Below are 24560 nucleotides of genomic sequence, written 5' to 3'. Positions count from 1 at the left end.
GGTCAGGCGTCGACCCGCAGGGCGTAGTCACCGTTGTCGGCCACGGCGGCGGTGATCTCGGTCAGCGTCTTCACATATCGCCCGACCGATTCGTTGGCGTCCTCGGTATCCGGGAAGACCAGGCTCAACGTGGTCACGTCCGGGAACCGGTTGATCCACACGTAGACCTCGCTCGCCGCGGCCCGATTGCCGAACAGACCACCGTTGATCCGGTCGAACATCTCCACCCCGGCGATCTTGCGCACGTCGACGTAGGACAGCATCATCGCGGCCCACCCCGGCCGCACGCGGATGCCCGACTCCGGGTCGGCGAGTTCCAGCACCCGATGCGCGGAGACGTCGGTGAGCACCTTGGCCCGATCCGCGGCGTCCTGCGCGGCGACGACCAGGGAGGTGAACCGCGCATCGGGTGGCACATCGAAGGCGATCGGCAGCAGATTCGTGTAGTAACCCACCGCCCCGGCCTCGCCCGGGGTGCTGCGGGTGTTGGCCGGACTGAGGATGAAATGCCAATCGCTGCCGGTCAATTCGACCTCGGTCAGCGCCAGCGCCGCGAACAGTCCACCCAGGAACCGGCCGCCGCCGTCCTCGCACGCCTGCTCGAAACGCAGCGCATCGGCCTCGGTGAACAGCGGCAGCGTCAGCACCGCGCCGCGCACGTATCCCGGGGCGGTCGCGGTGCCCAGATACAGCGGGAACGTCGGCATCTGACCGCCGTTGCGCCGCAACAACTCCAGCCAGGCGGTGACCGGCGGGGACTGCTCGGTGAGTTCGGCGTTGTAGGCGCGTTCCCGGGCGCAGTAGGCCAGATGCCCGTCCACCGGCGCGAGCGCGGGCTCGGTGCCGGACAGTTCCGCGCCGTAGAGCATCAGCAGATCCACACAGGTCAGCGCCTGCGCGACGCCGTCGGTGTGCAGGTGGTCGACCGCGGCGTACACGGTGAACGCCTGGTCCTGTTCGATGATCCCGAAGCTGAAGCAATTCCAGTGCAGCGCATCGGGTGTCGTGTCCTGTACGTGTCGGCGGATCGCGTCGCTGTCGGCGAACTCGCCGTACTCGGTGGGCGCGAGCTCGAGTATTTCCGGGTCCACGACGTGCCGCACCACACGTTCGCCGGGCTCCACGGTGAACCAGCTGGAGAACGATTCGTGCCGCCGCACGAACGCGGTGACCGCACGCGTCATCGCCTCGATATCGGGGGCGCCCGGAATGTCGTAGGAGATCATGCACAGCCGCGAGGCACGGTGGCCCGCGGCGGCGGTGCGCTGGGTCGTGCGCAGATATTCCTGTTGCTGATACGAGGGTGGGATCGGATGCTCAGGCGCGTCCCGCATCGCGGCCAACACCGCCGCCGGAACACCCCAGCTGGTGACCCGGCCCGGCTGCGGGTGCCAGTCGTCGAAGAAACCGAAATTGACCACGAGTGCCCTCGATTCACGCCGTCGGGAGAGGTGCCGCCGCCCGATCGCCGGGCGACTCCAGGCCAGTCAACGACAGCCGTATGAACCCCGACCATAGGTGCGGAGCAATGTTGTGACGATTGACAGCACCCCGCACCGGAAGCGACAGCCGTTTCCAATATTCGCCGACAGCGCTTGCCGCCCTTCATGATTCGTCCCTACCGTTGCCGTGAACAGGCCAACGGAATCTCCGGGGAGGAGCAGGTGGGCAAACACTCCGCACCACGCAGGTCACGCTCGCGCGGCCGGCAGGCGACGATGCTCGCACCCGTGGTGGCGCTGGCCGCGGGATGGGCGGGCACTGCCGGTGCAGATCCGATCGCACCGGCCTCGATCCCGGCGCTCACCACCGCCGTCCGGCCCGCCGTGGACGGCTCGCATCTGGTGAACGTCACCCCGGATGCGGGCCGGATGGTGAACATGCGAGTGTACTCGGCGGCGATGAACTCGATCATCACCGTGAAAGTGCTTCGCGCACCGGATCATTCGAAACCCGCGCCGGTGCTGTACCTGCTCAACGGCGCGAACGGGGGCGTCGACGATTCGAGCTGGACCGAGCAGACCGACATCGCCGATTTCTTCGCCGACAAACAGGTCACCGTCGCGATCCCGCTGGGCGGGCGCGGAAGCTATTTCACCGATTGGCGCACCGACGATCCGGTGCTGGGCCGGCAGCGGTGGAGCACCTTCCTCACCCGGGAGCTGCCGCCGATCATGAATTCCACGTTCCACGGGACGACCGGCAAGAACGCGCTGGCCGGAATTTCGATGGCCGGGACATCGGTATTCCAGCTCGCCATGGACGCACCGGGCCTGTATCAGGCCATCGGCGCGGACAGCGGCTGCGCGCAAACCAGCAATCCCCTCGGCGAGGCATATGTCACCGCCGTAGTCAGCCGCTGGGCCGGTAACGCGGCGAACATGTGGGGCCCGCCCGGCGACCCCGCCTGGGCCGCCAACGACCCGTACCTGCACGCGGATCGCTTGCGCGGCACCGCGATCTACGTCTCCTCGGGCACCGGCCTCCCCGGCCCCCTGGACACCCTCGACGGCCCCGGAATCAACCACAATCCGAGCAAACTCGCCGCCCAACTCACCAGCGGCGCAATCCTCGAGGCCGCCACCAACCAGTGCACCCACCTCATGCACGACCGCCTCGCCCAGCTCCACATCTCCGCAACCTTCAACTTCCGCCCCCGAGGCACCCACTCTTGGGGCTACTGGCAGGAAGACCTCCACAAATCGTGGCCCCTGTTCAGCCGCGCCCTGACCGAGAAACAGGGGTGAGGTCACCTCTGGTTGGCGTGCGGCCGAATCGGCCACCCGGCAGGGCGGACACCAATTCCGCATACACGGCCGTGGGCGACCATGGGTTTGTCCGAAAAGTGGTGTGTGCAAGCCTTTTTGGATCGAATGTCCAGAGTGAAGATTCTGATTTCACATGGGTTCGGGGGGGTGTTTCGGGTCGATCTTCGCGATAGAGTTCGAACATGCATTCGAACAGTGAGCAGGCTGGAGGGCCCAACGCGGATGCGTTGCTGGCCGCGGTTGGTGAGCTGGTCGAACAGTCCCTGACCCCGCTGCCGGATCGTGACGTGGTGGAACTGATGCGTGGGGTGGAACGAGCCGCACGCATGTTGGTCGCGGTACAGCATCGGGTGTTGATCGAGGTGGATTCCCGCTCGATCCCTGCCGATACGGGTGCGAAGACGATCAAACTGTTCCTGATGGAAACCTTGCGGTTGTCCAATGTGGAGGCTGGTGCGCGGGTGCGTGCGGCTACGCGGGTGGGCACGTTCTGTGACATGTCCGGCGCGGAGCTCGCACCAGAACTGCCCTGTACGGCAATAGCATTACGCCGCGGAGACATCTCGGTTGAACATGCTCGCCGGATCACGGCGGTGATGGTCAGGGTTCCTCGTGGGGTCGATGCCGCTGATCGTGAAGCGGCCGAAAAACTCCTGGCCGAGTTCGCCGCCACGGGATCACCGGATGATATCGGCAAGGTCGGCCAGAGCATCCTCGCGCATCTGGATCCGGACGGACGCATCACCGATGAGGACGATCGTGCCCGGATGCGAGGAATCCGGATCGGACGGCAACGTCCGGACGGGATGTCCCCGATCAGCGGTGAGATCGATCCGGTGTTGCGGGCACTGCTGGATCCGGTGCTTGCCAAATACGCGCGCCCGGGTGTAGCGAACCCTGAGGATCCGACCAGTCCCGGCGCAGGAGTCGACCGCGCTGATCCGCAGCTGATCATCGCTGCCGCGCAACGCGATACCCGCACTGCGGCTCAACGGACACATGATGCGTTCACGTTGCTGCTGCGAGAACTGGTCGATACCAACATGATCGGTGCGCATCGAGGGATACCGGTCACCACCGTGCTCACGATCCGGTTGGAGGATGTGGAACAGCTGTCCGGAGTAGCGACCACCGCGACCGGTGGCACTGTCGCGATTCCCGAGGCGTTACGGTTGGCGGAGAGGTCGCGCCCGTATCTGGCGGTGTTCGATCATGCCGGGCTGCCGCTGCATTTCGGGCGGATGCGGCGGTTGGCTTCACCCGCGCAACGGCTTTCGCTGATCGCCGCATTGAGTGGCTGCTCACGGCCGGGATGTGATGCGCCCGCATCACTGTGCGCGGTGCATCACGTCCACGATTACAGCAAGGGCGGGCCGACCGATATCGAGAACCTGGTCCTGGCGTGCGATCACTGTCATTCTCTGATCAATGACAGCGAGGCAGGCTGGAAAACTGTTGTGTTGGGCGATGATTCAGAGTTCGCGGGCCGGACTGCGTGGATCGCGCCGGAGCATATCGATCCTACCGGGACACCACGGGTGAACCATCGCCATCGTGCGGGAGAGCTTCTCGCACAGATCGTGGCCGATATTCATGCTCGCCGGGAAAGGGAGCGTGGTGCGCATCGGCGGGGGCGAAGACCTGGTGATATCGCGGCCTGACCCCGGCGTGGAACTCCCCCTGCCGGGGTATTTCGACGCGCGATGGTTGCGCCCGCGACTGTTGTCACGGATTGCCACCTCCTGTGCGGCGTGGACGCGGTGGATCGGTACGGCGGGCCGCCGCGCAAAGTAGGAATCAACTCGCTGCACCGGCTCGGATTATCAAAGCGTGAGCGGCGGGAAATCCCATAATGCCGATGTGCCAATTCGCACGCACTTCCGTGCGGTAGCGGACATACTGTGTGCGCATGTGGCATTCTCTGCTGTCCTTCGCTGTTGTCGCCGGTTTGCTCACCCTCGTCCCCGGTTTGGATACAGCTCTCGTACTGCGGGCGGCGGTGAGTTGTGGCCGCCGCTACGCATTCGCCACCGCTATCGGGATCGGGTGCGGCACGCTGGTATGGGGCGCGGCCGCTGCCGCGGGAGTATCGATGCTGCTGACCGCGTCGGAGCTGGCCTACACGGTGCTGCGAATCACGGGCGCGATCTATTTGACGTGGATGGGTATCGGCATGATCCGCAATGGACTTCGGCACAGAGGGTCGATGTCGGAAGCTCCCGTGGAGAACTCATCGCAGAGCGTGTTCGGGGCCTGGGGGCGCGGGCTGGGCACCAACCTGCTCAATCCGAAGGTCGGGGTGTTCTACGTGGCCATGCTGCCGCAGTTCCTGCCGGACGGCGTATCACATCTGCTGATGGGTTGCGCACTTGCTGTCGTGCACAATGTCGAGGGCATGCTGTGGTTCACCGCTCTCATCGGCGCTGCCAGCCTGGCGAAAACGTGGTTGAGACGCGCTGCGGTACAACGTGTGATGGACACTGTCACAGGAACCATCATGGTTGGGTTCGGGCTGAAGTTGGCCGCAAGTCACCGGTGACGACCAGCGCGTAACGGCCCGGAGCATTCGGATATATCCGAGTCCTACATATCCTGGCTACCAAGGTGTGGTGGCAGATCCCCGACGATCCCGCCGACAGGGTTCTGCCCCGGTCATTCCCGGTGCGACCACCATGACACTGTTCGTTCGTACCTCTCTGAATTATGTTGCCACTACTGGTCATTCGAGGCCAACGGCGATGAATTCGGTTGTGGGTGACCGACTGTCCGGCCGCAAGCGATGCGGTCCGCCGGAACCTCCGGCGCACGCCGTGGGGAATCGGGATTCCATACGGCAAGGCCGTCAGCGACGCGGATCAGAAGTTCTGGCGGGGGCGTGTCCGTAGGTCGAGTCTGTCTGAGCAGATGCCCGAACTCGGCGGCACCGTGCTCGCCGGGTACTCGAGGCGTCCGGCGCGGATCCTTGGTCATTGATTCCTGTTGTCCTGGTGAGGTTTCGGACGACGGTCGGCCCAGTCGTCCACGCCGACCGCGACGCGGACAAGCAGAGCCAGGCACGGTGATGCGGTTCGGCAGTGCGGAATATCGGGTGCACTGTGGCGCGGGTGGTCGGTGCTCATTCCCAGGGCTCGGTCGGCTCGACCGTTTCCGGAATGTCGTGGCGGGTCCGGTAACTGCCGATACAGTCCACGCCGCAGAACACGCGACCGTCGTGGCGGTGAACCTCGCGGTTCCGCTTTCCGCACCAATCGCACCAGAGATCGTCTACGCCACTCACACAACCTCCGATGCGTGAGACAGGGCAGCAAGGAATCGAGGAGGTTCGGGCCCATATCCCGCCTTACTGGCGAACCCCCACTGTGCACGTCCGGTTCGGGAGGTGGGGACGGGAAACAGAACTGCGGCAAGGTGATTGCCGTACTCGTAACCGAGCCTATCGTATTCGATTGTTACCACAGGCAATTCACTGCGGTTCGCAACTGGCAAACTATACATACGGACACTCCGGGCTGGATGTGATGTTTTGGAACACTCGATAGCAGGGACCGAAACAGGCTCGCAGACAATTGGATTCGAGCCGTAGATGTCCATCCCGGCTACCGGGTGCACGTTCAGTAGTACGCTCTCCGGCATCACCGGGGAACCTTCCGCAATCCGAACTGGATGAGAAATTCCGCGACATCCAATTCCGGCGGCGGAACCATTCCAAATTTCGACACGACCGATAGTGAGGCAGGGTAATGACAGCTGGATCCACGATCCCCCGACGCATGCTGGGACGGCGTCTGAAGCAGCTGCGGGAACGATCGGGAGTGTCACAGGCCGCCGCGTGCCGAGCCATCGAGATCGCCCCACAAACCTTGTGGCGCATCGAGACCGGCCAGCCCGGCCCCAAACTGAAGGACATCTATGTGGACACGCTGTGCCGTCTGTACAGCGCACCGGAAGACGATGCGGCCGTGCTGATCGGTCTGGTCGCCGAGACGAAGAGTCCGGGGTGGTGGCATGCCTACGGGGACGCGGTGCCCACTGATTTCGATCTCTACCTCGGCTTGGAGGAGGCGGCGTGCAGGCTGACGACCTTCCAGATCGCCTTGCTCCCCGGCCTGCTGCAGACCGCCGACTATCGACGCGCGATGATCTGGGCGACATTCCCTTCGATGCCGACAGTCGAAGTCGAACGCCGCATCGAGCTCGCTCTGAAACGGCAAGTACGCCTGAGGGAAACACCCGGGCAGTTCAGCATTCGCGCCTACCTCAGCGAGGCGGCTCTCCGGCACAGAGTCGGTGGCAGCGCCGTCATGGCAGACCAGCTTCACCATCTCGTCGCGGCTTCACAGTTGCCGACAGTCGCCCTTCAAGTCGTGCCTCTGACAGTCGAAATGCCCATGCATCTCGTTGCTGGATCGTTCACACTGTTGGAGTTCCCCTCGCATCCGACATCGCGGCTGACGGAGCCGCCGGTTGTTTACGTCGAGGGCTACACGGGCGCTCTGTACCTGGACAAACCCGGTGAGATCGACCGGTACAAGTTGGCGTGCAAGGCGATTCGAGCCGCGGCGCTGAGCGAGCACGACTCCAGGCAACTGATCCTGGACATAGCTAGGGAGTTCGAATGAACGACAACCTATCCGAGGCGCTGTGGTTCAAGAGCAGTTACAGCGGCCCGGAGCGCGACTGTGTGGAAACCGCCTTCCTCGCTGGCGACATGGTCGGAGTACGCGACTCGAAGAATCCCACCGGACCGGCCCTGATCTTCTCACCAACCGAATGGGACGCCTTCACCGCGAAGGTCCAGGCGGGCACGTTCGAACAGAGCTGATCAACCATCTTCATGAAACATCGGGAGCCCCCGGTGTCCATACTGCTCCGGGGCTGCCCCCACGCCGTGCGGCTCAGTGCTGATGCCGCTCGGCGAGCAGTTTCAGGTTCAGCAGCTGCCGCCGGGCCATGATCAGATCGCCTACTGACAGCCAAGGGGCCACCCAGGGGCTGGTTTGTATGACGACCTTCAGCAGTAGGCGCGTTGTGTCGTGATCGCGGGGCGCGAGGACGTAGGACATGAAGGCACCCATGATGGTTGCCGTCAGCTGTTCCCCCGGGGTCACCGAGACGATCCGCCCCAGCTTGCGCCCGGCGGCAGTAGTGAACCTTTCTCCGGCGCGAGGCTCCGGAAGGTCGACCAGCTCGTGCGGTGAGCGGCGGCCGAGGTTGTCGATCCAGTCGTATGAATATGGCGCAAGCCTTATTTGGCCGACCCAGGGCCACACTACTTCGGCAGGCGCCTGGATGGTCACGCCCCGCCACGCCTCCAGCGTGGGCGAGGTGACGAAGTCGTCGCACGGGTATGAGCGCAAGGCCTCGCTCTCGCTCACGCCCCATCGGTCACCGATCATTCGTCCATCCTCCGCCAACGTCGGCCTGCCGAAAACGTGGCTGAGCCGTTGGCGACCCGCACCCAAGAGCTGAGAGCATTCGGACAGGTCTCCGACGCGACATCGCCCATGCCGCTGAACGATCGGCGGTGGACTCTCCGGTGCTATGAGGCTTCAGGAAAGACGAGTTCGGCGTTCACGCCATCGGCAAGCAGGAAGTATCCGAGGAACGTGACGCCATCCTCTCGGGCGTCGAAGCGTGCGATGCGCACGCCCTCGGGCTCGTAGAACACGTCACCTGGCCCGAGCACGGTCTCGGGCTCGCCCTCGATCTGGTAAACCACCGAACCCGTCTCGATATTGCCGAAGACCGGCCCGTTGTGGATATGCAGCCCGGCTGCGTGCCCGGGTGCGATGGTGATCCGCCGAATCTCCACGCGCTGGGTGGACAGGGGCTCGGGCAGCTTCTGTTCCAGAATGATCACCCGGCCCACTCCGGGGACAGGCTCGGCCTCGGCAGACACGCCGGTGTCAGCGGCAGGGGATATACGCATGCTGTCCGACTTCCTTCGATCGTTGTGTGCTCGATGATCAGTGGACCGTATGGCCGTCGAGCAGCGCAAGGATCCCGTCGACCGCCTGCTCGAAAGGAGTTGCGCTGCCTGCGGCACGGGCGAGGACGTACCTCAACCAGGTGAAGGTCTGCTCGACCGGCTCCCGCAGGACGGGTTCGGCCACGACTGCCGGATCCTGGGTCAGCCGACCGATCGGGCAGCCCTTCAGGACATTGCGCTCGCGGCGCAGGTAGGCCGAAATGCGTTCGAGCGCAGTGCCCGAACCGGAGAGCAGCGCCTCGACACCGGCGCGCAGCCCCTCGGCCGCGCAATCGATCGCGGCTCGCGTCTCGACGTTGGCCGAGATCAGCGAATGGAACAGTTGCACTCCGAGCGCGACATGAGTCCGGCCGAAGTCGCACCTGCACAAGAGAATTCAGTAGGTGACGGACGAGCGGATCCGTTCGGCGAGGAGTGAACAATCGACCGGGGCCGAGGTGTCGACCGGAAGCGTGGTGGACAGTCCGAGCGGTTCGGCATTCCTCACCCAGGTATCCCAATCGCGGGTCAGTCGCTCCCGATCTCGATACAGGGCTGGACGGCTGCGGGTCTCGTAGCGCGCCCTGGCCACCTCGGCAGGTACATCACACCAGATTTCGACGGCATGGACGACACCGACGACCGCGAGCCCCGCGCGAGCGAAGGTTCGATCGCGTGGCGCGAACCACCACGAGTCGATGACGACATCACCCGAAATCGCCTGTGCCAGTGCCCATACCGTGTCCATCGCGATACCGCCCAGCGCCGGGAGACCAGCGGCTCCATCGACAGTCGCCGCGAGCGCCTCCTTCACAGCGTCCTTCGACAGGAACCGTGCGTCGAGCTCACGGGCCAGCGCTCTCCCCAGAGTCGACTTGCCCGACCCGGGCAGGCCGTTCACCATCACCAGCAGTTTGCCCATTCGCGCATTCTCCCCGCACCCCTTGTGATTACGACCGGGTACGAGGCGCAGCCTGTCCGGGAGACCGGATCTCTGCCGTGCGACAGCAAGAGAGCGAGTACCGACCCCCCATCGAGGCGGATGCGACTGCGCTCGACGACGGCAGCGCCATCGAGCACGACGTCAACACGCACCGCGAATTCCTGGTCGCCGGATGACGGCCGGTGCGACGCTCAGATTTTCAATGTATCGATCGGTACAAAAATTTGACCAGGCACGACAGTAGTACTAGCGTCATTTACGTACTGATCGGTGCACAATTGAGAGGCGGGATCATGGGAGAACTCGACGGCAGGACGGCGCTCGTCACGGGCGGAACGTCGGGCATAGGCCTTGCGGTCGTACGCCGGTTCGCCGCGGAAGGCGCGCACGTCGTGGTGACCGGCCGGAATCCCGAGAAGCTCGACGCGGTCAAGGCCGAGTTCGGGGACGCAGTCACCCCGGTGCGCGGCGACGTCTCCTCACTCGACGAGCTGGATGCGGTCTTCGACGTCATCACCAAGCGCGGCGGAGGCCTCGACGTCGTCTTCGCCAACGCCGGAGGTGGCGAGTTCGCCGCTCTCGAGGACATCACGTGGAAGCATTTCACCGAAACCTTCGAGGCGAACGTCGGCGGCACCGTGTTCACCGTGCAGAAGGCGCTGCCGCTGCTCAACCCCGGCGCGTCGATCGTGCTCACCGGCTCGAACATCGACGTCAAGGGCAGCCCGTCCTTCAGCGTCTACGCCGCGTCCAAGGCCGCGATCCGCAGCTTCACGCGCAGTTGGGCCGCGGAGCTCGTCGGTCGTGGCGTGCGCGTCAACGCCATCGCACCCGGCCCCATCGCGACGCCGGGCCTGAGCGGCCTCGCGGCCGAACCCGCGCAGGCCGAGGCGCTGCTGGGTGATCTCGCGGCCGGCGTGCCCATGCAGCGACTCGGTGCGCCGGAGGAGATCGCGGAAGCAGTGCTCTACCTGGCGAGTCCGCGAAGCTCCTACATGACGGGCGCGGAACTCTACGTCGACGGCGGCGCGAGCCAGATCTGATCAGGATGGGGGTAGAGCGCGGGGCGGCTGACCAAGGTGTTCCCGCAGGATGCGCTCGACGTCCGATGCTCGCGGCCGGCATGCTCCGGCTCGAGGACCGCTCACTTCCTGTCACGCACGTTGCGTCCGGCGAGGTGCGCGACAAGATCGTCCAGACGCTGAGCTGAGCCTGCGACCGGTCCGGCGCCGCTGAGCAACAACCGGACCGGCCGACCGGGCACCCGTCGGCATCGAGGCGCGGCCGGATTTCCCGAGTCGAACTGGAGACGAGCACGCCTTTCTGTTCCCGTTGGTAGTTAAATGGGCTCGAAAGGGAGGAACAGTCGTGGCGCAAAGAGGCAGGCCTCGCGAGTTCGACATGGAGGATGCGCTCGACAAGGCGATCGACGTGTTCTGGAGGCAGGGCTACGGAGGCGCCAGCCTCAGCGACCTGACAGCGGCGATGGGCATCAGCCGGACGAGCCTCTACAGCGCGTTCGGCACCAAGGAAGAAATGTTCAAACTCGCCGTCGAACGGTACGCGCGCATCGACATGGCCTATGTGAGCACCGCGCTCTCCGCGCCGACGGCATATGAGACCGTCAGCCGCTACCTTCGGGACAACGTGGACGCTGTGACGACGCCGGGCAAGCCGGCGGGGTGCCTGTCGATCCAAGGGGGACTCTCGGCAGCTCCCGACGACGATCGCGTCGTCCGGTACCTGGCCGACCGACGCGCCGACGGCGAGGCTCGGTTCGCACACCGCTTCGCACGTGCGATCGAGGACGGTGACCTGCCGAGCTCCGAGAACGCCGCCGACTTGGCCAAGTATGTGAGCACCGTATCGGCCGGACTCGCAGTCCAGGCTGCCGCCGGCGCCTCTCGGGACGAACTGCACCGCGTCGTCGACCGGGCCCTCCTCGCCTTTCCGGACAAAACGCTTCATACAGGTTCCCCCCGCAACGCTGACCAGACTCCGCAGACCGCGGGCGCCTGATGCCGAGATCCGTTGCGCGGATTCCAGCGGTACACCTGCCGATCGCCGAATTCGTCAGCGGACGGTGAGGACGAGTTTGCCGACGGTGCGGCCGGTGTCGCCGAGGGCGTGGGCGGTGGCGGCCTCGGCGAGTGGGAAGGCCTTGGCGATCGTGGGTCGCAGAGTTCCCTGGTCGACCATGCGGGAAAGCTCCGACATACCCGTGTGGTCTGCCTCTACCAGCATCAGTGCCGAGCGCACACCGGCCTCGGCTGCGGCGGCTCGAACTTGGTCGGCGTCCACTCGCAGCAGTGAGACGACGATCCCGCCCGGACGTAGGGTGCGGATCGAGCGCAGTACGTTCTCGGTGTCGAGCGGGTCGATCGCTACATCGATATCGCGCGCCTGGGTGACGAAATCGGTTGCGCGGTAATCGATCACCTCATCGACACCGAGACCGCGCAGGAATTCGTGATTGGCCGCGCTCGCGGTGCCGATGACGTGCGCACCACGAGCCTTGGCGATCTGCACCGCGAAATGGCCCACCCCGCCGGCCGCGGCATGTACCAGAACACGTTGTCCCGCTTGCACATTCGCGGTGTCGATGAGGGCTTGCCAGGCGGTCAGCCCGGCCAGCGGTACCGCGGCGGCCCGGACGTGGTCCACGGTTCGGGGTTTGCGGGCGAAGGCGCGAGCCGGTCCGGTGACGTACTCCGCCGCAGCGCCGTGGCCGTGCGGATACGGCAGCATTCCGAAAACCTCGTCGCCGGGCGCGAACAGCGTGACACCGTGCCCGGCGGCCACCACCTCGCCTGAGACGTCCCAGCCGAGTACGAACGGCGGTTCGGGCAGGAAGAGACCGCCCAGCGCACGATGTTTCCAGTCGGTCGGGTTCAGGCTGGTCGCGTGGACTCGGACCAGGATCTCGCTGGGCCCCGGTCGCGGGACGGGCTGCTGGATCTCACGCAGAACCTCGGGACCTCCGAGGGTGTCCTGGCTGATCGCTCGCATCGTGTCGGGGATGTCCGTCGTCGTCATACGGTCAGCCTGCCGCCCTCGAGCGTCCGAGAAAATGGCATGATTGCCATTATTCGATAGAATCGCGCCATGACGCGCTCCGAACCGCACCGCGTGGTCGTCCTGGCACTGGACGGCGTGTACCCGTTCGAACTCGGCATTCCGAACCGGGTATTCGGGGCCGCCGACGACCGCTACCAGGTGCTGACCTGCTCGGTCGACGGAAATCCGGTGCGCACCAACAGCGATTTCTCGATCGCCGTGCAGCACGACGCCTCGATCGTGCCCACCGCCGACACCGTCGTGATCCCGCCCTGTGACATCGCGCTCGCGGCGCTCCCGCCCCATCCGGAAGTATCCGGAGCGGTCTCGATATGCTCTCTGCCACAAGCTATTTCAGATGTTCTCGACTCGATCCGGCCGACTACGCGGGTCGTGTCCATCTGCACGGCGGCTTTCGTCCTCGCCGCCACCGGACGCCTCGACGACCGTCCCGCCACGACACATTGGCATCTGGCCGACATCTTCCGTCGCGCATTCCCGCGCGTGCGCCTGGACCCCGACGTGCTCTACGTCGACGACGGCGACATCCTCACCTCCGCGGGCGCCAGTTCCGGAATCGACCTGTGCCTGCACCTGATTCGCAACGATCACGGCAGCGAGGTCGCGAACACGGTCGCGCGCCGCTGTGTGGTGCCGCCGTGGCGAGACGGTGGCCAGGCCCAGTACATCGAGCAGCCGATACCCGCACAGACCTCCGGGGGCACCGCCGCGGCCCGAAACTGGGCCCTGGAGAATCTGCACCTGCCGCTGACCATGGCGGATCTGGCGCAGCAGGCACGGATGAGCGGACGCACCTTCGCCCGTCGATTCCGCGACGAGGCCGGGATGAGCCCCGGCCGCTGGCTCATCCAGCAGCGTGTCTTCCGCGCCCGCGAGTTGCTGGAGACCACCGACCTGTCCGTCGACCGGATCGCCGCGGAGGTCGGTTTCGCCACGGGAACCTCACTGCGCCAACATCTGCACGAGGCGATCGGCATCGCACCGCTGACCTATCGCCGCACCTTCCGAGCCCGGGCCGACATCGCGCAGATCACATCGGCACACTGAACTCGCCCCTGGATCAGGCCGAGCGCTCGGCGGTTCTCCCGGTCGTCTACAAATCCCTTTCCAGCACAACGCTATTCATCATTCCGACCACGACAACGCGACCACGCCGGACGAGACGCCGACACTTCACCGCACCCCAGGTCGCGCTGATCTCCTCGGCGATCCGATTGTCCGAGACCGCGGCCACATCACCAGAGGCCAGCGCCAGCGTGGCCTCGCGCATACTCTCGCGGGTCGCGGGCGGCATCGTCCACGAGCAGCCGTTTCCCCAGGGCGGGAGTCGATCTGTCCGATCCGACCGCATTCGCCTGCATCGAAAATCACCGGTCTGTCCGCCCTCGATGCCATCCGCTCGGTGGTCGCCGCCCCGCCGGGATCCTAACCAGTGCCGGTCTGCCGCTTCGCGGATTCCCGGGGGCCTCGAGCGGTGAGCGGTCCGGCCGCGCGGGTGCGGGTGGGCGCTGGTTACATGGAGTGGGTGTGCCGGGGCGAGTGTTTTTGCCCCGGCTGCACCCTTGATCAGCGCCACCACCACTGAAAGGTGCACCGATGCGGTATCGCACACTCGGCAGTTCCGATCTCCAGGTTTCGGAGGTTTCGCTCGGGTCTTGGCTCACCTACTCCGGCGGTGTCGCCGCCGATGCGACCCGCGCCTGCACCGAGGCGGCTTTCGACGCGGGCATCAACTTCTTCGACACCGCCAACGTCTACGGGCGCGGCGCGGCCGAAACCGCTTGGGGCGAAATCCTTTCCGGCCATCCGCGCGAGTCCTACATCCTGGCCACCAAGGTGTGGGGCCAGATGTCCGACGATCCCGCCGACAGCGGCCTGTCCCCCGCCCAGATCGCCAAGCAGATCGATGCCTCGCTGACCCGCCTGCGGACCGATTACGTCGATCTGTATCAGGCGCACCGCTTCGATCCGATCGTGCCGATCGAGGATACCGTCGAGGCGTTGCAGCGGGTGGTCGAGCAGGGCAAGGCTCGGTATCTCGGGTTCAGCGAGTGGACCGTCGAGCAGATCCGGGCGGCGATCGAGATCGGCGGACCCGATCTGTTCGTCTCCTCCCAGCCGCAGTACTCCATGCTCTGGCAGGCGCCCGAGGCCGAATTGTTCGACCTGTGCGCGGGCAACGGCATCTCCAATATCGTCTGGTCGCCCTTGGCTCAGGGGCTGCTGACCGGCAAGTACGTTCCCGGGCAGGCCGCTCCGGCGGACAGCCGATTCGCCAGTGAGGCAATGGGAATCGCGCAGGGCCTGGTCAACAGCGAGGCCGCGGTCGAGGCGGTGCAGCGACTGATTCCGCTGGCCGAGGGCGCGGGCCTGAGCATGCCGACGCTCGCCCTGGCCTGGGTGCTGCGGCGCGGCGAGGTCGCCTCGGCCATCATCGGCGCCTCGCGGCCCGAACAGGTCCACGCGAACAGCGCCGCCGTCGGGGTGGAACTCTCGGAGGATCTGCTCGCCGCCGTCGACAAGGCACTCGGCGACGTCCCGGTCACCGGACCAGCTCTGGGTCCCAACGCCCAGACCGGAATCACGCACCGCTGAGCCACGCCCGCCGGGCACGTCGATGACGCACACGACGATCTCCCCGTCACCGGACCAGCCTTGCGACCCAACGCCCAGACCGGAATCACGCACCGCTGAGCGACACCCGCCGGTCACGTCGATCCGCAGTCGCCCGCTCCGGCCGATGACGCGCACTGCACCTGGTCGAGTCTCGCTCGGAGAGCGCAGAATCGCGCGATCTTCGGGATGCGATCAGGCGTCGAGCGCTGAGCACATCCTGGTCACATACCGGACGACGGATTCTGCCGCCGGACCACCGAATGTCTCGGGATGCGATATCGCGCGGGTGAACCTAGGGTCGTGTCCCGTGCCGACGGCCCGGCCGCAACGAGGTGGTCCGGGTCGTCGGCACGTGCCTTGTGACCGGCGAAGGACGCTCACGTACGAGCCAACCAGTCCGGCCCCCAGGACACATCGGCGGACCACTCTGGTGACCGCGCGGTCGGGGCGTCGGCACGCACTGGACCGCAGCACGACGAAGGAGACGTATGGCCGAGCCGACCATCCCGGCCCCCGGGGACACCACGACAATGCTCTCGCGACGACGTGCTCTCGGCTTGACCGGGGCGTTCGCGGCAGCGGCGGCCGGTGTGACGGGATTCGGTGTGACGGCCTGTGCCGATGTCGCGAGCGGGCCCGGCAGCAGCGCGCCGCGGAACACGAGCGCTACCCGCATCACCGCTCCACCACCGCGAAATGTGCTCGGGGCCAATATCAACGGCGCTTCGGACTGGTCGAATTTCGCCGAACTCGAGGCGGTGCAGGCGAGCTGGTTGCGGGCCTTCTTTCCGGTGCCCGACGCCGACAAGGGCGCGGTGAACACACAGCGGCCGATCAGTACGCTGCTCGATGCCGCCGGGCGCGGATACGGGACGATGCTGTCGCTGAAGTTCCCCTACTTCGATCAGGCCGTACCCACCCCGGGCAGTGCCGAGATGGCGACGGCGCAGCGGCGGGTCGACGCGGTGCTCGCTGCCGTGATGGGCACGGTGGACATCCTCGCGGTCGGCAACGAGCCGTTCATCGAATGCCGGAACCGGAACGATCCGGCGCTCAACGTGTTCTACGAGGCCATCGCGCAGCGCGTCATCGCCTATCGCGATCAGCACGGCGGGTCGGGAAGCAAGACCAGGATCTACATGGGCGCGCTCAATCATCTGAACGAGAAGTCTTGGCGCACAACCACTACCGACCGCTGGATGAAGTTCGTGCACGACACTCCGGCCGTCGCCGGTACCGATATGCACCCGCATCTGCCCGATGTCGCGGCGGGCCAGGCGTATCTGGATTACGTCCTGCCCAGGCTCCGGGCGGACCAGACGTTCCTGGCCACCGAGTTCTCGCTCGTGCTGCTCTACAAGAAACATCTCGGCGACAAGATCTCCGCGGAGTTCGCCTCGCACTACCACCTGCCCGCGGGCACATTGGTGTGGCAGGTCATCCAGGAGGCGATCGAAAATCCTTTCCCGCAACAGAAGTGGAACGATTTCCTGCTGATGTCGCCGTGGTTCGCGAACAACAGGTCCTTCCTGTCCGATCAGGTCGGCAAGTTCCGCGGCACCGGAAAGCTCGCCGCGGCCGCCTACGGCGTCACCGAGGACACCGCGATGGTCGCGCACTTCGGACGAGGCTCGACGCCTTGGATGCTCAACAGTCTGTTCTGCCCGTACACCGTGCGTTCGCAGCCGGGCGGACTGCCCGGGCAGACGACCCAGTGGGTGGACGAGTTCCGCGCACTGCAATGAGAACCGTTGTGCCGGTCAGGAACCGCTGTCCGGTAGACCGTCCGCGAAAGCGGGTGAGCCGGGCAGGTATTCGCCCGACAGCAGGCGTTTGATGATCTTGCCGGTCTCTCCGCGCGGCAGGGATTCCAGGAAGGTGACGTCGCGGGGTACCGAGAATCTGCTGAGACGGTTGCGGATGTAGGTGCGGATCATGTCCGAGTCCAGGCCCGAACCCTCGCGTTTGACCACGTAAGCGGCCAGGCGCTGGCCGAATTCGTGATCGGGCACTCCGACCACGGCCACGTCGGTGATCTGCGGCAGATAGGACAGCGCCTCCTCCACCGGGCGCGGGAAGACGTTCTCGCCGCCAGAGATGATCATCTCGTCACCGCGCCCGGCGATGAACAGGCGGCCCGCGGCGTCGAGGTAGCCCAGATCGCCGGTGTCCAGCAGGCCGTCGGATTCTTCGGGCGGCGCGTAGTTGACGTAGCCGTCGAACAGCATGCGGTTGCCGACGAAGATCCGGCCGGTCGCCCCGATCGGCACCGGACGCCGATCCTGGTCCAGCACAGCGATTCTCGTGCCCAGCGGCGGTCGGCCCGCGGTGGTCGGCGAGATGCGCAGATCCTCGGGGGTGGCGATCGTCGCCCAGGAGACCTCGGTGGATCCGTAGACGTTGTAGAGGATCTCGCCGAACACGTCGGCGAACCGCAGCACGGTCGCCGCGGTCAGCGGCGCACCGCAACTGGCGACCACGCGCAGGCTCGAGGTGTCGTACCGGGCGCGCTCGGCCACCGGCAGATCCAGGATGCGCTGCACCATGGTCGGCACGAGAATCAGTGTGCTGGCATGGTTCTCGGCAACCAGTCGCAGGCATTCACGGGCGTCGAACTCCTCCTGTAGCACCACCGTCGCGCGCAGTGCGGTACTCAGTTGCAGCGCGGCCAGGCCCCAGGTGTGAAACAGCGGCGCGGGAATCACCATGGTCTCGTTCATCTGCCACGGAATCCGGGACAGCAGCGCGGCCACGGTGCCGAAGCCCTTCGGATGCGGCCGCCTGGCGCCTTTGGGCGCGCCGCTGGTTCCGGAGGTCAGCACGATCAATCGGCCGGGCCTGGGCGGACGACGGAATTCGTTGTGCCCGAGGGCGATCAGCTCGTCGATGCCGATCCGCGCCGGGTCGGCCGGTGCGCGATACTGTTCGGCCGCAACGCAATCGGTGCGGTAGCGATGCACATCGGAGTTCAGGTAGCGGATCAGCGGGTCCAGGCAGTCATCGACGAACAGCGTGGTGAGACGATGCCGCTGCACGGTCTCCTCGAGCTGCCGGGGCGACAGGCCCGCATTGAGCAGCACCACGTCGACGCCGAGTTTGCCTGCGGCGACCATGGTTTCGACCGCACCGGCGTGATTGCGGGCCAGCAGTCCCACCGCGTCGCGGGAGGTCAGCCCGAGCTTCTCGGACATCGCACCCGCCAGCGCCCGGGTTCGTTCGTGCATCTCGGTGAAGCTGCGCACGCCGTCGCGATCGACGATCGCCGCGCCGTCGGGTTCTCTGGCCGCCGCCGCGGCGTATCCGCCACCCAGGGTGAAACCCCAGGTGGCCAGCGAACCGATCTGCCGCGCACCGTGATCGGGCCGGTACGTGCGCACCACACCGGAGGCGACCATCTGCCGGAGCACCGCCGCACGGAACGACAGCGCCGAATCCTGGCCGTTGACCACGATCGAGGTCTCCGATCCCCGCGCCAGCTGTACCAGCCGCCCCAGCCCGTCGTGGGTCCATGCTTCGAGCTGATCGTTGTTCAGGGCGGCGACCGCGGGATGGATGCGGCCCGGCGCGAAATAGGTCACCGTCACCCGCACGTCGTCCTCGCGCTGTCGCAACCGCACCGCGACGAAACTGCCTACAGCCGCGCACCGCAGTTCGAACCGCCGGCCGCGACCGCCGTCGAGCAGCCCGATCGTCAGGGTGCGTACCTCGGTGTGCGGCCCGCCGACCCGCACCTGCCATTGCGGCAGGCCGCCGATCGCCTCCACGGGATCGCAGGCGCCGATTCCGGTGAACAGCCGCGCATAAGTGGCGGGTTCGGTCAGCAACTGCCACACTGTGTTTCGGGCGACCGGCATATCCGCGGTCACTCCACGATATCGGTGACCAAGGTCGTACTCCTCGTTCCAGGCGTGCAGACCCATGTTGCCGAATATTCACCTCCGCATCGAGCGATCACCACCGCCTTCGGAGAATTCACAGCACCCGCCGGGCACGGTCCGCGTCCGTCACAGTGGCGCGATCGCGGACTTCTCCACCACGTTCGGCCGATTGTGGTCCCGGCCAATGCCTTCGGCCCCGGATTGGCGGAAAACCCAAGGGGCGGGCGGAAATCTTGTCCCGCGCCGAACGGGCTCCTAGCGTCGCTGCCATCGTGTCCGGCAAGTGGGAGGCGTCGCGTGCATCGTCCGACCGGGCTCCGTCGCTCGTACCGATTCCGCCTCGTCGCGGTGTGCGCGGCGGCGGTGCTGACGTGCGGCCAGGCGATGGCTCCCGCTCGGGCCGTCCCCGCCGATGCCGTCTCGGCCGCATCAGCGCACGCCCGTCCCGGACCCGATGGATCACATCTGCTCACCGCCGTGGCCGGGCGCGGACGGGTGGTGGAGCTGACCGTCCACTCCGCCGCCATGCGGCGCGTGATATCCGTGGAAGTTCTTCCACCACCGGATATTTCACGCCGCGCGCCGGTGCTGTACCTGCTCAACGGCATAGACGGCGGCGGCAGTCCGAGCGGCTGGAGCGGGGGCGGCAACTGGCTGACCCGCACCGACGCGGCGCGGTTCTTCGCGGACAAGCAGGTCACCGTCGTCATGCCGGTCGGCGGGGCGGGCAGTTTCTTCGCCGACTGGCACGCCGACGATCCGGTGCACGGCCGCCAGCGCTGGACCACCTTCCTCACCCGGGAACTGCCGCCGATCATCGATTCGGCGTTCGGCGGATCGGGGGCGAACGCGATCGCGGGTCTGTCGATGGCGGGAGTGTCGGTGTTCCAGCTGGCCCTGGCCGCGCCGGAGCTGTATCGCGGGGTGGGGTCGTTCAGCGGTTGTGTGCGCACCAGCGATCCGCTCGGGCAGCTCATGGTCGACACGATCGTCACCGCGACCGGCGGCGACAGCCTGAACATGTGGGGCCCGCCCACCGATCCGGCGTGGGCGGCCAACGATCCGTATCTGCACGCGGACCGGTTGCGCGGGCTGGCGCTGTACGTCGTGTCCGGGAACGGCCTGCCCGGCCCGCTGGACACCCTGGACGGGCCTGGCATCGGGCACAACCCGATGAAGCTGGGCGATCAGCTCCTGGTCGGCGGCATCCTGGACGCGCTGACCGGGCGATGCACGCAGGAGTTGCGAGATCGGTTACGGCGGTTGCGGATTCCGGCGACGGTGGTGCTGCGGCCGGACGGCACCCACTCGTGGGGCTACTGGCAGCGCGATCTGCACAATGCGTGGCCCACGCTCAGCGCGGCGCTGAATCGGTGAGAGCATCCTCGTGCCGCGGCGGTTCGGGCAGCAGAAACGTCACCCCGGCCAGCCCCGCGGCCACCACGGCGATCGCGGCGAACATGGCGACACTCCCGCCGAGGGTGTGCGCGCGGAAGAACACCGTGCTCAGCACCGCCAGGCCGACCGCGTTGCCGATCTGTTCGAGGGTGGGCAACAGACCCGAGGTCTCCCCCATCTGCCCCTGATCCAGGCCGGCGAGCATCACCGGCTGCAACTGCAGCCCGAACACCCCCACGCCCAGCCCCGAGACGAAGACCGGGACCACCGTCAGCGCGACGCTGACCGCACCGCCGGTCAGGACCAGATACACCGCGGCCACGGCCATACATCCGGCGTACAGGGCGATGCCCCCGGCCAGTGAGCGAACTCCCCAGCGCCGCACCAGCAGTGGCGCCGCGAGCGCGCCCGCACCCGCGCCCAGTGCGAACACCGTCATCGCGATGCCGGTGCGCAGCGCGGAGAAGTGCAGTTCGTCCTGCAGGGTGATGGAGGCGGCGAACACGAAAGCGGTGAACATGCCGAAGAATCCGGTCACCAGCACCGAGCCGACGGCGAATCCGCGGTTGCCGAACAGGTCCGGGCGCATCAGCGGCCCCCGGCCGCGGCGGATCAGAAGACGTTGGTACACAAGGAATCCCGCGCCGAGCGCGATCGCCGCGACAACGATGCCCACCGACATCGCCCGCCACCCGTGCTGCTGGACGTCGGCCAGCGCGTACAGCAGCGCCAGCAGGCTCGCCGCCGACAGCACCACCCCGCCCAGATCCAAACGCTCACTGCCGGATTCGGCCCCGACGTGCAGGAAACGCGCCGCGAGCGCGAGGGCCACGATGCCCAGCGGCAGGTTGATCAGGAACACCCAGTGCCAGCCCAGGCCGAACAGGTTCAGCGTCAGCAGGATTCCGCCCAGAATGGGACCGATCATCCCCGCCCCGCCCGCGGCCAGTCCGTACAGCGCGAACACCTGCGGATGACGACTACGCGGGAAGCTGGCCGCCAGGATCGCCAGGGTCTGCGCGGCCATCGCACCTCCCGCGATCCCCTGGACGACGCGGGCGATCACCAATTCGGTTGCTCCGGTGGACATTCCGCACCAGATCGAGGCCGCCGTGAATGCCACAGCGGCCGCCAGGAACAGCCGCCGACGACCCCACAGCGCACCCAGCCGCGCGGCGGTCAGCAAGGTACAGGCGAACGCGAGGGAGTATCCCGAGATCACCAGCAGCTGAGCCGACGGCGAGGCGGCCAGATCCCGGGTGATATCCGGCAGTGCGGTGTTCACGATGGTCACATCGATCATCTGCATGAACACCGAGATCAGGCAGGACGCGAAGGTCAGCCAGGCGGCCACTTCACCGCGCAGGGCTGCTGTGGGATTGCGAATACCGATACCGGCCACGGCCACACCTCGATCACTGCTTGCCCCGAACACGTCCGGCTGGAGCGTATCGGCGCGATCCTCGCCGCCCGACCCGCTCCGGGGAAGACCTTGGCACACCACAAATCCGGTGACCGGCTACTGTGAACCCGCAACGAATTCACGCGCCCACCGGCCGCGATGCGCGGCCTTTTCTACCGTGTTCGTGGTCGGGTGGTTCCCCATTTCGGACGAATGGCAAGAATTGTGAAGTCTCTGCGTACAGTTGTGATCACCACGTTGGCCGGGTGTCTGCTGACGACGCCGATTCCCGGCCTCGCCGCCGCGGCCCCCGCCGACGCCGGCCCCAGCGGTCCGCAGCAGTGGATCGACAACACCGTTCCCGCACCGGGTCTTCCGGCGGCGTCCTCGCCGCCGAACGCCCAGCTGTCACCGGATCTGGCGGCGCTGTGGCGGGCGGTGCTGTCTCCGCCGACCGGCGATCCGATCTTCGATTCCCGGCCCGCGAACCTGAACGAGCTACATCCGGGCGACATCGTCGAGGTACGCGATGTGACCGCGACCTCGACCCTGCTCGCGGCGGTGCCCATTCAGCGGGCGCTGCTGCTGAAGTTCCGCACCACCGATGGCAACGGCCAACCCTCGTTCGGCACAGCGACATTGGTGATCCCGGCCGCGAAGTGGACCGGGCCCGGCGGACGCCCGGTGGTGGTGAATACCCTGCCGATCAACTCCCTCGGGTCGCGCTGCACGCCGAGTTATGCGATGGCGCACGGACTGCACTCGAAATTCAGTGTGGGAGACCTGATTCCGCCGACGACCTGGTGGGGCCTTTCTCGCGGTTACGCGGTGCTGATCCCCGATCACGAGGGACCGCGCATGGCGTACGCGGACCCGAAGGTGGCCGGGCACATCGTGCTGGATGCCATCCGCGCCGTGCGTGCGCGGGTGCCGGATCAGTTCTCGCACAGCCGATTCGCGATCGGCGGCTATTCCGGCGGGGCGATCGCCTCCTATGCGGCGGCGATGCTGCAGCGCGAGTACGCACCGGACCTGAACGGGACGCTGGTGGGCGCCACCACCGGTGGTCTGGTCACCGATTTCCGGAATATCGCGCACAAGTTCAACGGCAATATGGCCTCGGGAATCCTGCTGGTGGTGGCGTTGGCGACCGCGCGGGAACATCCCGAACTGCTGCGGTATCTCAACCATCTGGGCCGGTGGGCCGCGACCTCGCCGGTGAAGGACACCTGCGGGGACAGCAACGGCCCGCTCGGGGTGACCGGCGTCCCGGTCCAGGTCGCCACCACCATAGCCGATCCGCTGAACAGTCCACTGGCGCAACGAATCTTCGCCGAGTGGGATCTGCGCGGGCGGACCTCCGCCGCACCGCTGTACATCTATCACGCGGCGTGGGACATCTGGATTCCGGAGCAGGATTCGCGGAATCTGTTCACCAGCCAGTGTGCGCGCGGGGTGCGGGCGGTGATCCGCACGGTGCCCGGTGAGCACGCGATCGGCATGTTCGCCGGATTCATCGGTGCGATCCAATGGCTGGACGAGCGGCTCCAGGGACGTCCGGCTCCGAGCGAATGCCCGGCCGTAGCCGCAACGCCGACGCCTCGCTGAGCCGACAACTCCAGCACGGCCCGAGGATCCCACGGCATGGGCCCGACGGGGAAGCTGAGCCGCACCATCCGGTGCGGGTCGGCCACCTCGAAATGCGCCACCGCCGGGGCAGCATTGCGCCGATCACCTTGTCCGCCATCATGTTCAGCTGCGGTAGGCGGGGTCGCAATCGCACCTGCCGACAGCGGATACGCCCGGCGGGGACATCGATGTTCGCGCACTGTTCGATCCGCGCGGACAGCGGCAGATGAACCGAGTAGGCCAGCCACAGATCCACCGATTCCTCCGCGCCCTCGGTGAAGTCCAAGCCGCGCAACAGGATCAGCCCGCCCAGCAGCGGCATCACATTCGCCTGGAACGGTGTGATCATCCCGCCGAACTGCAGATGCGCCACGCCCAGGAACCGGCCTTCCTCACGGGAGACCACGACTCCGCCGGATCGCGATTCGGCACAATAGCTTTCGGCGTGCAGTCCCTGCTCGAACCGGCGGAATCGCTGATGCACCGTCATCTCGAAATCCCCGGCCTCGGCACGGGCCTCGATAACCGAAGCGTAGCCGTCCCGCTCGCGGGTGATCACTCCGGTCAGATCGAGCCGTCCGGGCCGGTCCTCGACCAGGACGGTGCAGGCGGTCCGCTCGCCGTCCGGGATGCCGGGGTCGCGAAAGACCGTGTGCACCTTGAACTCCTGTCGAGTGAACGGATACGCGTTCAGGCCGCGGCGACCTCGGCGAAGACCGCGGCCATCGCGGTGATGTACCGGTCCACCGACTCGTGCGCCACCGGCGTGTCCGGATAGATGACGCTCAGCGTGGTGTGTTCGGGAAAACGGTTGATCCACATCAGCACCTCCTCCGAGGACGCCCGGTTCGCGTACACACCGCAGTCGGCCATGCCGAAG

At 66.4% G+C, this 24560-nt stretch carries 22 protein-coding genes and 2 pseudogenes; 13 read left to right on the top strand and 11 right to left on the bottom strand.

Going from position 1 to position 24560, the window contains the following annotated elements:
- Positions 1 to 2 precede the first annotated feature (2 nt).
- Positions 3 to 1421 carry a condensation domain-containing protein gene (locus tag NM2_RS38770; RefSeq protein WP_067680223.1) on the bottom strand — a complete coding sequence of 473 codons (1419 nt, stop codon included), beginning with the start codon at positions 1419 to 1421 and terminating at the stop codon, positions 3 to 5.
- Between the two features lie 297 nt (positions 1422 to 1718).
- Here NM2_RS38770 and NM2_RS38765 point away from each other — a divergent pair, with 297 nt between their 5' ends.
- The 5 genes from NM2_RS38765 (at position 1719) to NM2_RS38740 (ending at position 7590) form a co-directional block, all read left to right on the top strand.
- A complete protein-coding gene (locus NM2_RS38765; RefSeq protein ID WP_067680319.1) occupies positions 1719 to 2747 on the top strand; it encodes an alpha/beta hydrolase in 1029 nt (342 codons plus the stop codon).
- Between the two features lie 203 nt (positions 2748 to 2950).
- Positions 2951 to 4429, top strand: coding sequence for an HNH endonuclease signature motif containing protein (locus NM2_RS38760; protein ID WP_067680220.1), 1479 nt, complete (start codon positions 2951 to 2953; stop codon positions 4427 to 4429).
- A 248-nt stretch (positions 4430 to 4677) separates the two neighbouring features.
- Positions 4678 to 5307 (top strand): LysE family translocator, encoded by a 630-nt coding sequence (locus NM2_RS38755; RefSeq protein ID WP_067680317.1) that lies wholly within the window; start codon positions 4678 to 4680, stop codon positions 5305 to 5307.
- Positions 5308 to 6508: 1201 nt separating this feature from the next.
- The gene (locus tag NM2_RS38745) at positions 6509 to 7387 is read left to right on the top strand and encodes a helix-turn-helix domain-containing protein (RefSeq protein ID WP_067680214.1); all 879 of its coding nucleotides are present in this window, start codon (positions 6509 to 6511) and stop codon (positions 7385 to 7387) included.
- A complete protein-coding gene (locus NM2_RS38740; RefSeq protein WP_067680211.1) occupies positions 7384 to 7590 on the top strand; it encodes a DUF397 domain-containing protein in 207 nt (68 codons plus the stop codon). The genes NM2_RS38745 and NM2_RS38740 overlap by 4 nt, the downstream gene beginning before the upstream one ends.
- A 73-nt stretch (positions 7591 to 7663) precedes the next feature.
- Here NM2_RS38740 and NM2_RS38735 read toward each other — a convergent pair whose 3' ends face one another.
- The 4 genes from NM2_RS38735 to NM2_RS38720 form a co-directional block, all read right to left on the bottom strand.
- Positions 7664 to 8164, bottom strand: a complete 501-nt coding sequence (locus NM2_RS38735) for a polyketide cyclase (RefSeq protein WP_067680208.1) — start codon at positions 8162 to 8164, stop codon at positions 7664 to 7666.
- Positions 8165 to 8307: 143 nt separating this feature from the next.
- Complete coding sequence (locus tag NM2_RS38730; RefSeq protein ID WP_084532006.1) at positions 8308 to 8697, bottom strand: cupin domain-containing protein; 390 nt, start codon at positions 8695 to 8697, stop codon at positions 8308 to 8310.
- Positions 8698 to 8734: 37 nt separating this feature from the next.
- Positions 8735 to 9127, bottom strand: coding sequence for a hypothetical protein (locus NM2_RS51100; protein WP_218026082.1), 393 nt, complete (start codon positions 9125 to 9127; stop codon positions 8735 to 8737).
- 6 nt (positions 9128 to 9133) lie between these two features.
- Complete coding sequence (locus NM2_RS38720; protein ID WP_084532005.1) at positions 9134 to 9658, bottom strand: P-loop nucleotide/nucleoside kinase family protein; 525 nt, start codon at positions 9656 to 9658, stop codon at positions 9134 to 9136.
- A gap of 314 nt (positions 9659 to 9972) precedes the next feature.
- Here NM2_RS38720 and NM2_RS38715 point away from each other — a divergent pair, with 314 nt between their 5' ends.
- Together NM2_RS38715 and NM2_RS38710 are read left to right on the top strand one after the other, a co-directional pair.
- A complete protein-coding gene (locus NM2_RS38715; protein WP_067680199.1) occupies positions 9973 to 10722 on the top strand; it encodes an SDR family NAD(P)-dependent oxidoreductase in 750 nt (249 codons plus the stop codon).
- 325 nt (positions 10723 to 11047) lie between these two features.
- On the top strand, positions 11048 to 11698 hold the full coding sequence (locus NM2_RS38710; RefSeq protein ID WP_218026081.1) for a TetR/AcrR family transcriptional regulator: 651 nt from the start codon (positions 11048 to 11050) through the stop codon (positions 11696 to 11698).
- 54 nt (positions 11699 to 11752) lie between these two features.
- Here NM2_RS38710 and NM2_RS38705 read toward each other — a convergent pair whose 3' ends face one another.
- A complete protein-coding gene (locus NM2_RS38705) occupies positions 11753 to 12715 on the bottom strand; it encodes an NADP-dependent oxidoreductase (RefSeq protein WP_067680193.1) in 963 nt (320 codons plus the stop codon).
- A gap of 69 nt (positions 12716 to 12784) precedes the next feature.
- On the opposite strand from NM2_RS38705, the gene NM2_RS38700 reads away from it, so the two are divergent.
- A complete protein-coding gene (locus NM2_RS38700; protein ID WP_067680190.1) occupies positions 12785 to 13804 on the top strand; it encodes a GlxA family transcriptional regulator in 1020 nt (339 codons plus the stop codon).
- Positions 13805 to 13850: 46 nt separating this feature from the next.
- On the opposite strand, the gene NM2_RS53515 is transcribed toward NM2_RS38700, so the two are convergent.
- The gene (locus NM2_RS53515) at positions 13851 to 14051 is read right to left on the bottom strand and encodes a hypothetical protein (protein ID WP_067680187.1); all 201 of its coding nucleotides are present in this window, start codon (positions 14049 to 14051) and stop codon (positions 13851 to 13853) included.
- A 17-nt stretch (positions 14052 to 14068) separates the two neighbouring features.
- Between NM2_RS53515 and NM2_RS52175 the strand changes: the two are divergent.
- The 3 genes and pseudogenes from NM2_RS52175 to NM2_RS38685 all read left to right on the top strand — a co-directional run.
- Positions 14069 to 14221 (top strand): annotated as a pseudogene (locus NM2_RS52175) (dihydrodipicolinate reductase); the annotation flags it as partial.
- Between the two features lie 132 nt (positions 14222 to 14353).
- The gene (locus NM2_RS38690) at positions 14354 to 15352 is read left to right on the top strand and encodes an aldo/keto reductase (RefSeq protein ID WP_067680184.1); all 999 of its coding nucleotides are present in this window, start codon (positions 14354 to 14356) and stop codon (positions 15350 to 15352) included.
- 509 nt (positions 15353 to 15861) lie between these two features.
- Positions 15862 to 17118, top strand: coding sequence for a hypothetical protein (locus tag NM2_RS38685; protein ID WP_067680181.1), 1257 nt, complete (start codon positions 15862 to 15864; stop codon positions 17116 to 17118).
- 15 nt (positions 17119 to 17133) lie between these two features.
- Here the strand turns inward: NM2_RS38685 and NM2_RS38680 are convergent, their stop codons facing one another.
- Positions 17134 to 19293 carry an AMP-binding protein gene (locus tag NM2_RS38680; protein WP_245718427.1) on the bottom strand — a complete coding sequence of 720 codons (2160 nt, stop codon included), beginning with the start codon at positions 19291 to 19293 and terminating at the stop codon, positions 17134 to 17136.
- Between the two features lie 342 nt (positions 19294 to 19635).
- Here NM2_RS38680 and NM2_RS38675 point away from each other — a divergent pair, with 342 nt between their 5' ends.
- The gene (locus NM2_RS38675; protein WP_084532011.1) at positions 19636 to 20628 is read left to right on the top strand and encodes an alpha/beta hydrolase; all 993 of its coding nucleotides are present in this window, start codon (positions 19636 to 19638) and stop codon (positions 20626 to 20628) included.
- Here NM2_RS38675 and NM2_RS38670 read toward each other — a convergent pair.
- Positions 20606 to 22051, bottom strand: a complete 1446-nt coding sequence (locus NM2_RS38670; protein WP_067680305.1) for an MFS transporter — start codon at positions 22049 to 22051, stop codon at positions 20606 to 20608. The two genes, NM2_RS38675 and NM2_RS38670, sit on opposite strands and share 23 nt — an antisense overlap.
- A gap of 246 nt (positions 22052 to 22297) precedes the next feature.
- Between NM2_RS38670 and NM2_RS38665 the strand changes: the two genes are divergently transcribed.
- Positions 22298 to 23659, top strand: coding sequence for a lipase family protein (locus NM2_RS38665; protein WP_245718426.1), 1362 nt, complete (start codon positions 22298 to 22300; stop codon positions 23657 to 23659).
- On the opposite strand, the gene NM2_RS38660 is transcribed toward NM2_RS38665, so the two are convergent.
- Together NM2_RS38660 and NM2_RS50450 are read right to left on the bottom strand one after the other, a co-directional pair.
- Positions 23565 to 24338 carry a hypothetical protein gene (locus NM2_RS38660; protein WP_067680175.1) on the bottom strand — a complete coding sequence of 258 codons (774 nt, stop codon included), beginning with the start codon at positions 24336 to 24338 and terminating at the stop codon, positions 23565 to 23567. The two genes, NM2_RS38665 and NM2_RS38660, sit on opposite strands and share 95 nt — an antisense overlap.
- Positions 24339 to 24370: 32 nt before the next feature.
- A pseudogene (locus NM2_RS50450) lies at positions 24371 to 24560 on the bottom strand (condensation domain-containing protein); the annotation flags it as partial.

The organism is Nocardia miyunensis NBRC 108239 (assembly GCF_001613065.1).
GTDB classification, from domain to species: domain Bacteria; phylum Actinomycetota; class Actinomycetes; order Mycobacteriales; family Mycobacteriaceae; genus Nocardia; species Nocardia miyunensis.
This window is presented reverse-complemented; position numbering and strand designations above follow the sequence as displayed.

Excerpts from the sequence above, each read along its gene's own strand:
- NM2_RS38720 (WP_084532005.1), bottom strand. The coding sequence starts at position 9,658 with ATGGGCAAACTGCTGGTGATGGTGAACGGCCTGCCCGGGTCGGGCAAG.
- NM2_RS38760 (WP_067680220.1), top strand. The coding sequence starts at position 2,951 with ATGCATTCGAACAGTGAGCAGGCTGGAGGGCCCAACGCGGATGCGTTG.
- NM2_RS38690 (WP_067680184.1), top strand. The coding sequence starts at position 14,354 with ATGCGGTATCGCACACTCGGCAGTTCCGATCTCCAGGTTTCGGAGGTT.
- NM2_RS38765 (WP_067680319.1), top strand. The coding sequence starts at position 1,719 with ATGCTCGCACCCGTGGTGGCGCTGGCCGCGGGATGGGCGGGCACTGCC.
- NM2_RS38675 (WP_084532011.1), top strand. The coding sequence starts at position 19,636 with ATGGCTCCCGCTCGGGCCGTCCCCGCCGATGCCGTCTCGGCCGCATCA.
- NM2_RS38740 (WP_067680211.1), top strand. The coding sequence starts at position 7,384 with ATGAACGACAACCTATCCGAGGCGCTGTGGTTCAAGAGCAGTTACAGC.
- NM2_RS38730 (WP_084532006.1), bottom strand. The coding sequence starts at position 8,697 with ATGCGTATATCCCCTGCCGCTGACACCGGCGTGTCTGCCGAGGCCGAG.
- NM2_RS38700 (WP_067680190.1), top strand. The coding sequence starts at position 12,785 with ATGACGCGCTCCGAACCGCACCGCGTGGTCGTCCTGGCACTGGACGGC.
- NM2_RS53515 (WP_067680187.1), bottom strand. The coding sequence starts at position 14,051 with ATGCCGCCCGCGACCCGCGAGAGTATGCGCGAGGCCACGCTGGCGCTG.
- NM2_RS38745 (WP_067680214.1), top strand. The coding sequence starts at position 6,509 with ATGACAGCTGGATCCACGATCCCCCGACGCATGCTGGGACGGCGTCTG.
- NM2_RS38685 (WP_067680181.1), top strand. The coding sequence starts at position 15,862 with ATGGCCGAGCCGACCATCCCGGCCCCCGGGGACACCACGACAATGCTC.
- NM2_RS38755 (WP_067680317.1), top strand. The coding sequence starts at position 4,678 with ATGTGGCATTCTCTGCTGTCCTTCGCTGTTGTCGCCGGTTTGCTCACC.
- NM2_RS38735 (WP_067680208.1), bottom strand. The coding sequence starts at position 8,164 with ATGATCGGTGACCGATGGGGCGTGAGCGAGAGCGAGGCCTTGCGCTCA.
- NM2_RS38705 (WP_067680193.1), bottom strand. The coding sequence starts at position 12,715 with ATGACGACGACGGACATCCCCGACACGATGCGAGCGATCAGCCAGGAC.
- NM2_RS38680 (WP_245718427.1), bottom strand. The coding sequence starts at position 19,293 with ATGGGTCTGCACGCCTGGAACGAGGAGTACGACCTTGGTCACCGATAT.
- NM2_RS38715 (WP_067680199.1), top strand. The coding sequence starts at position 9,973 with ATGGGAGAACTCGACGGCAGGACGGCGCTCGTCACGGGCGGAACGTCG.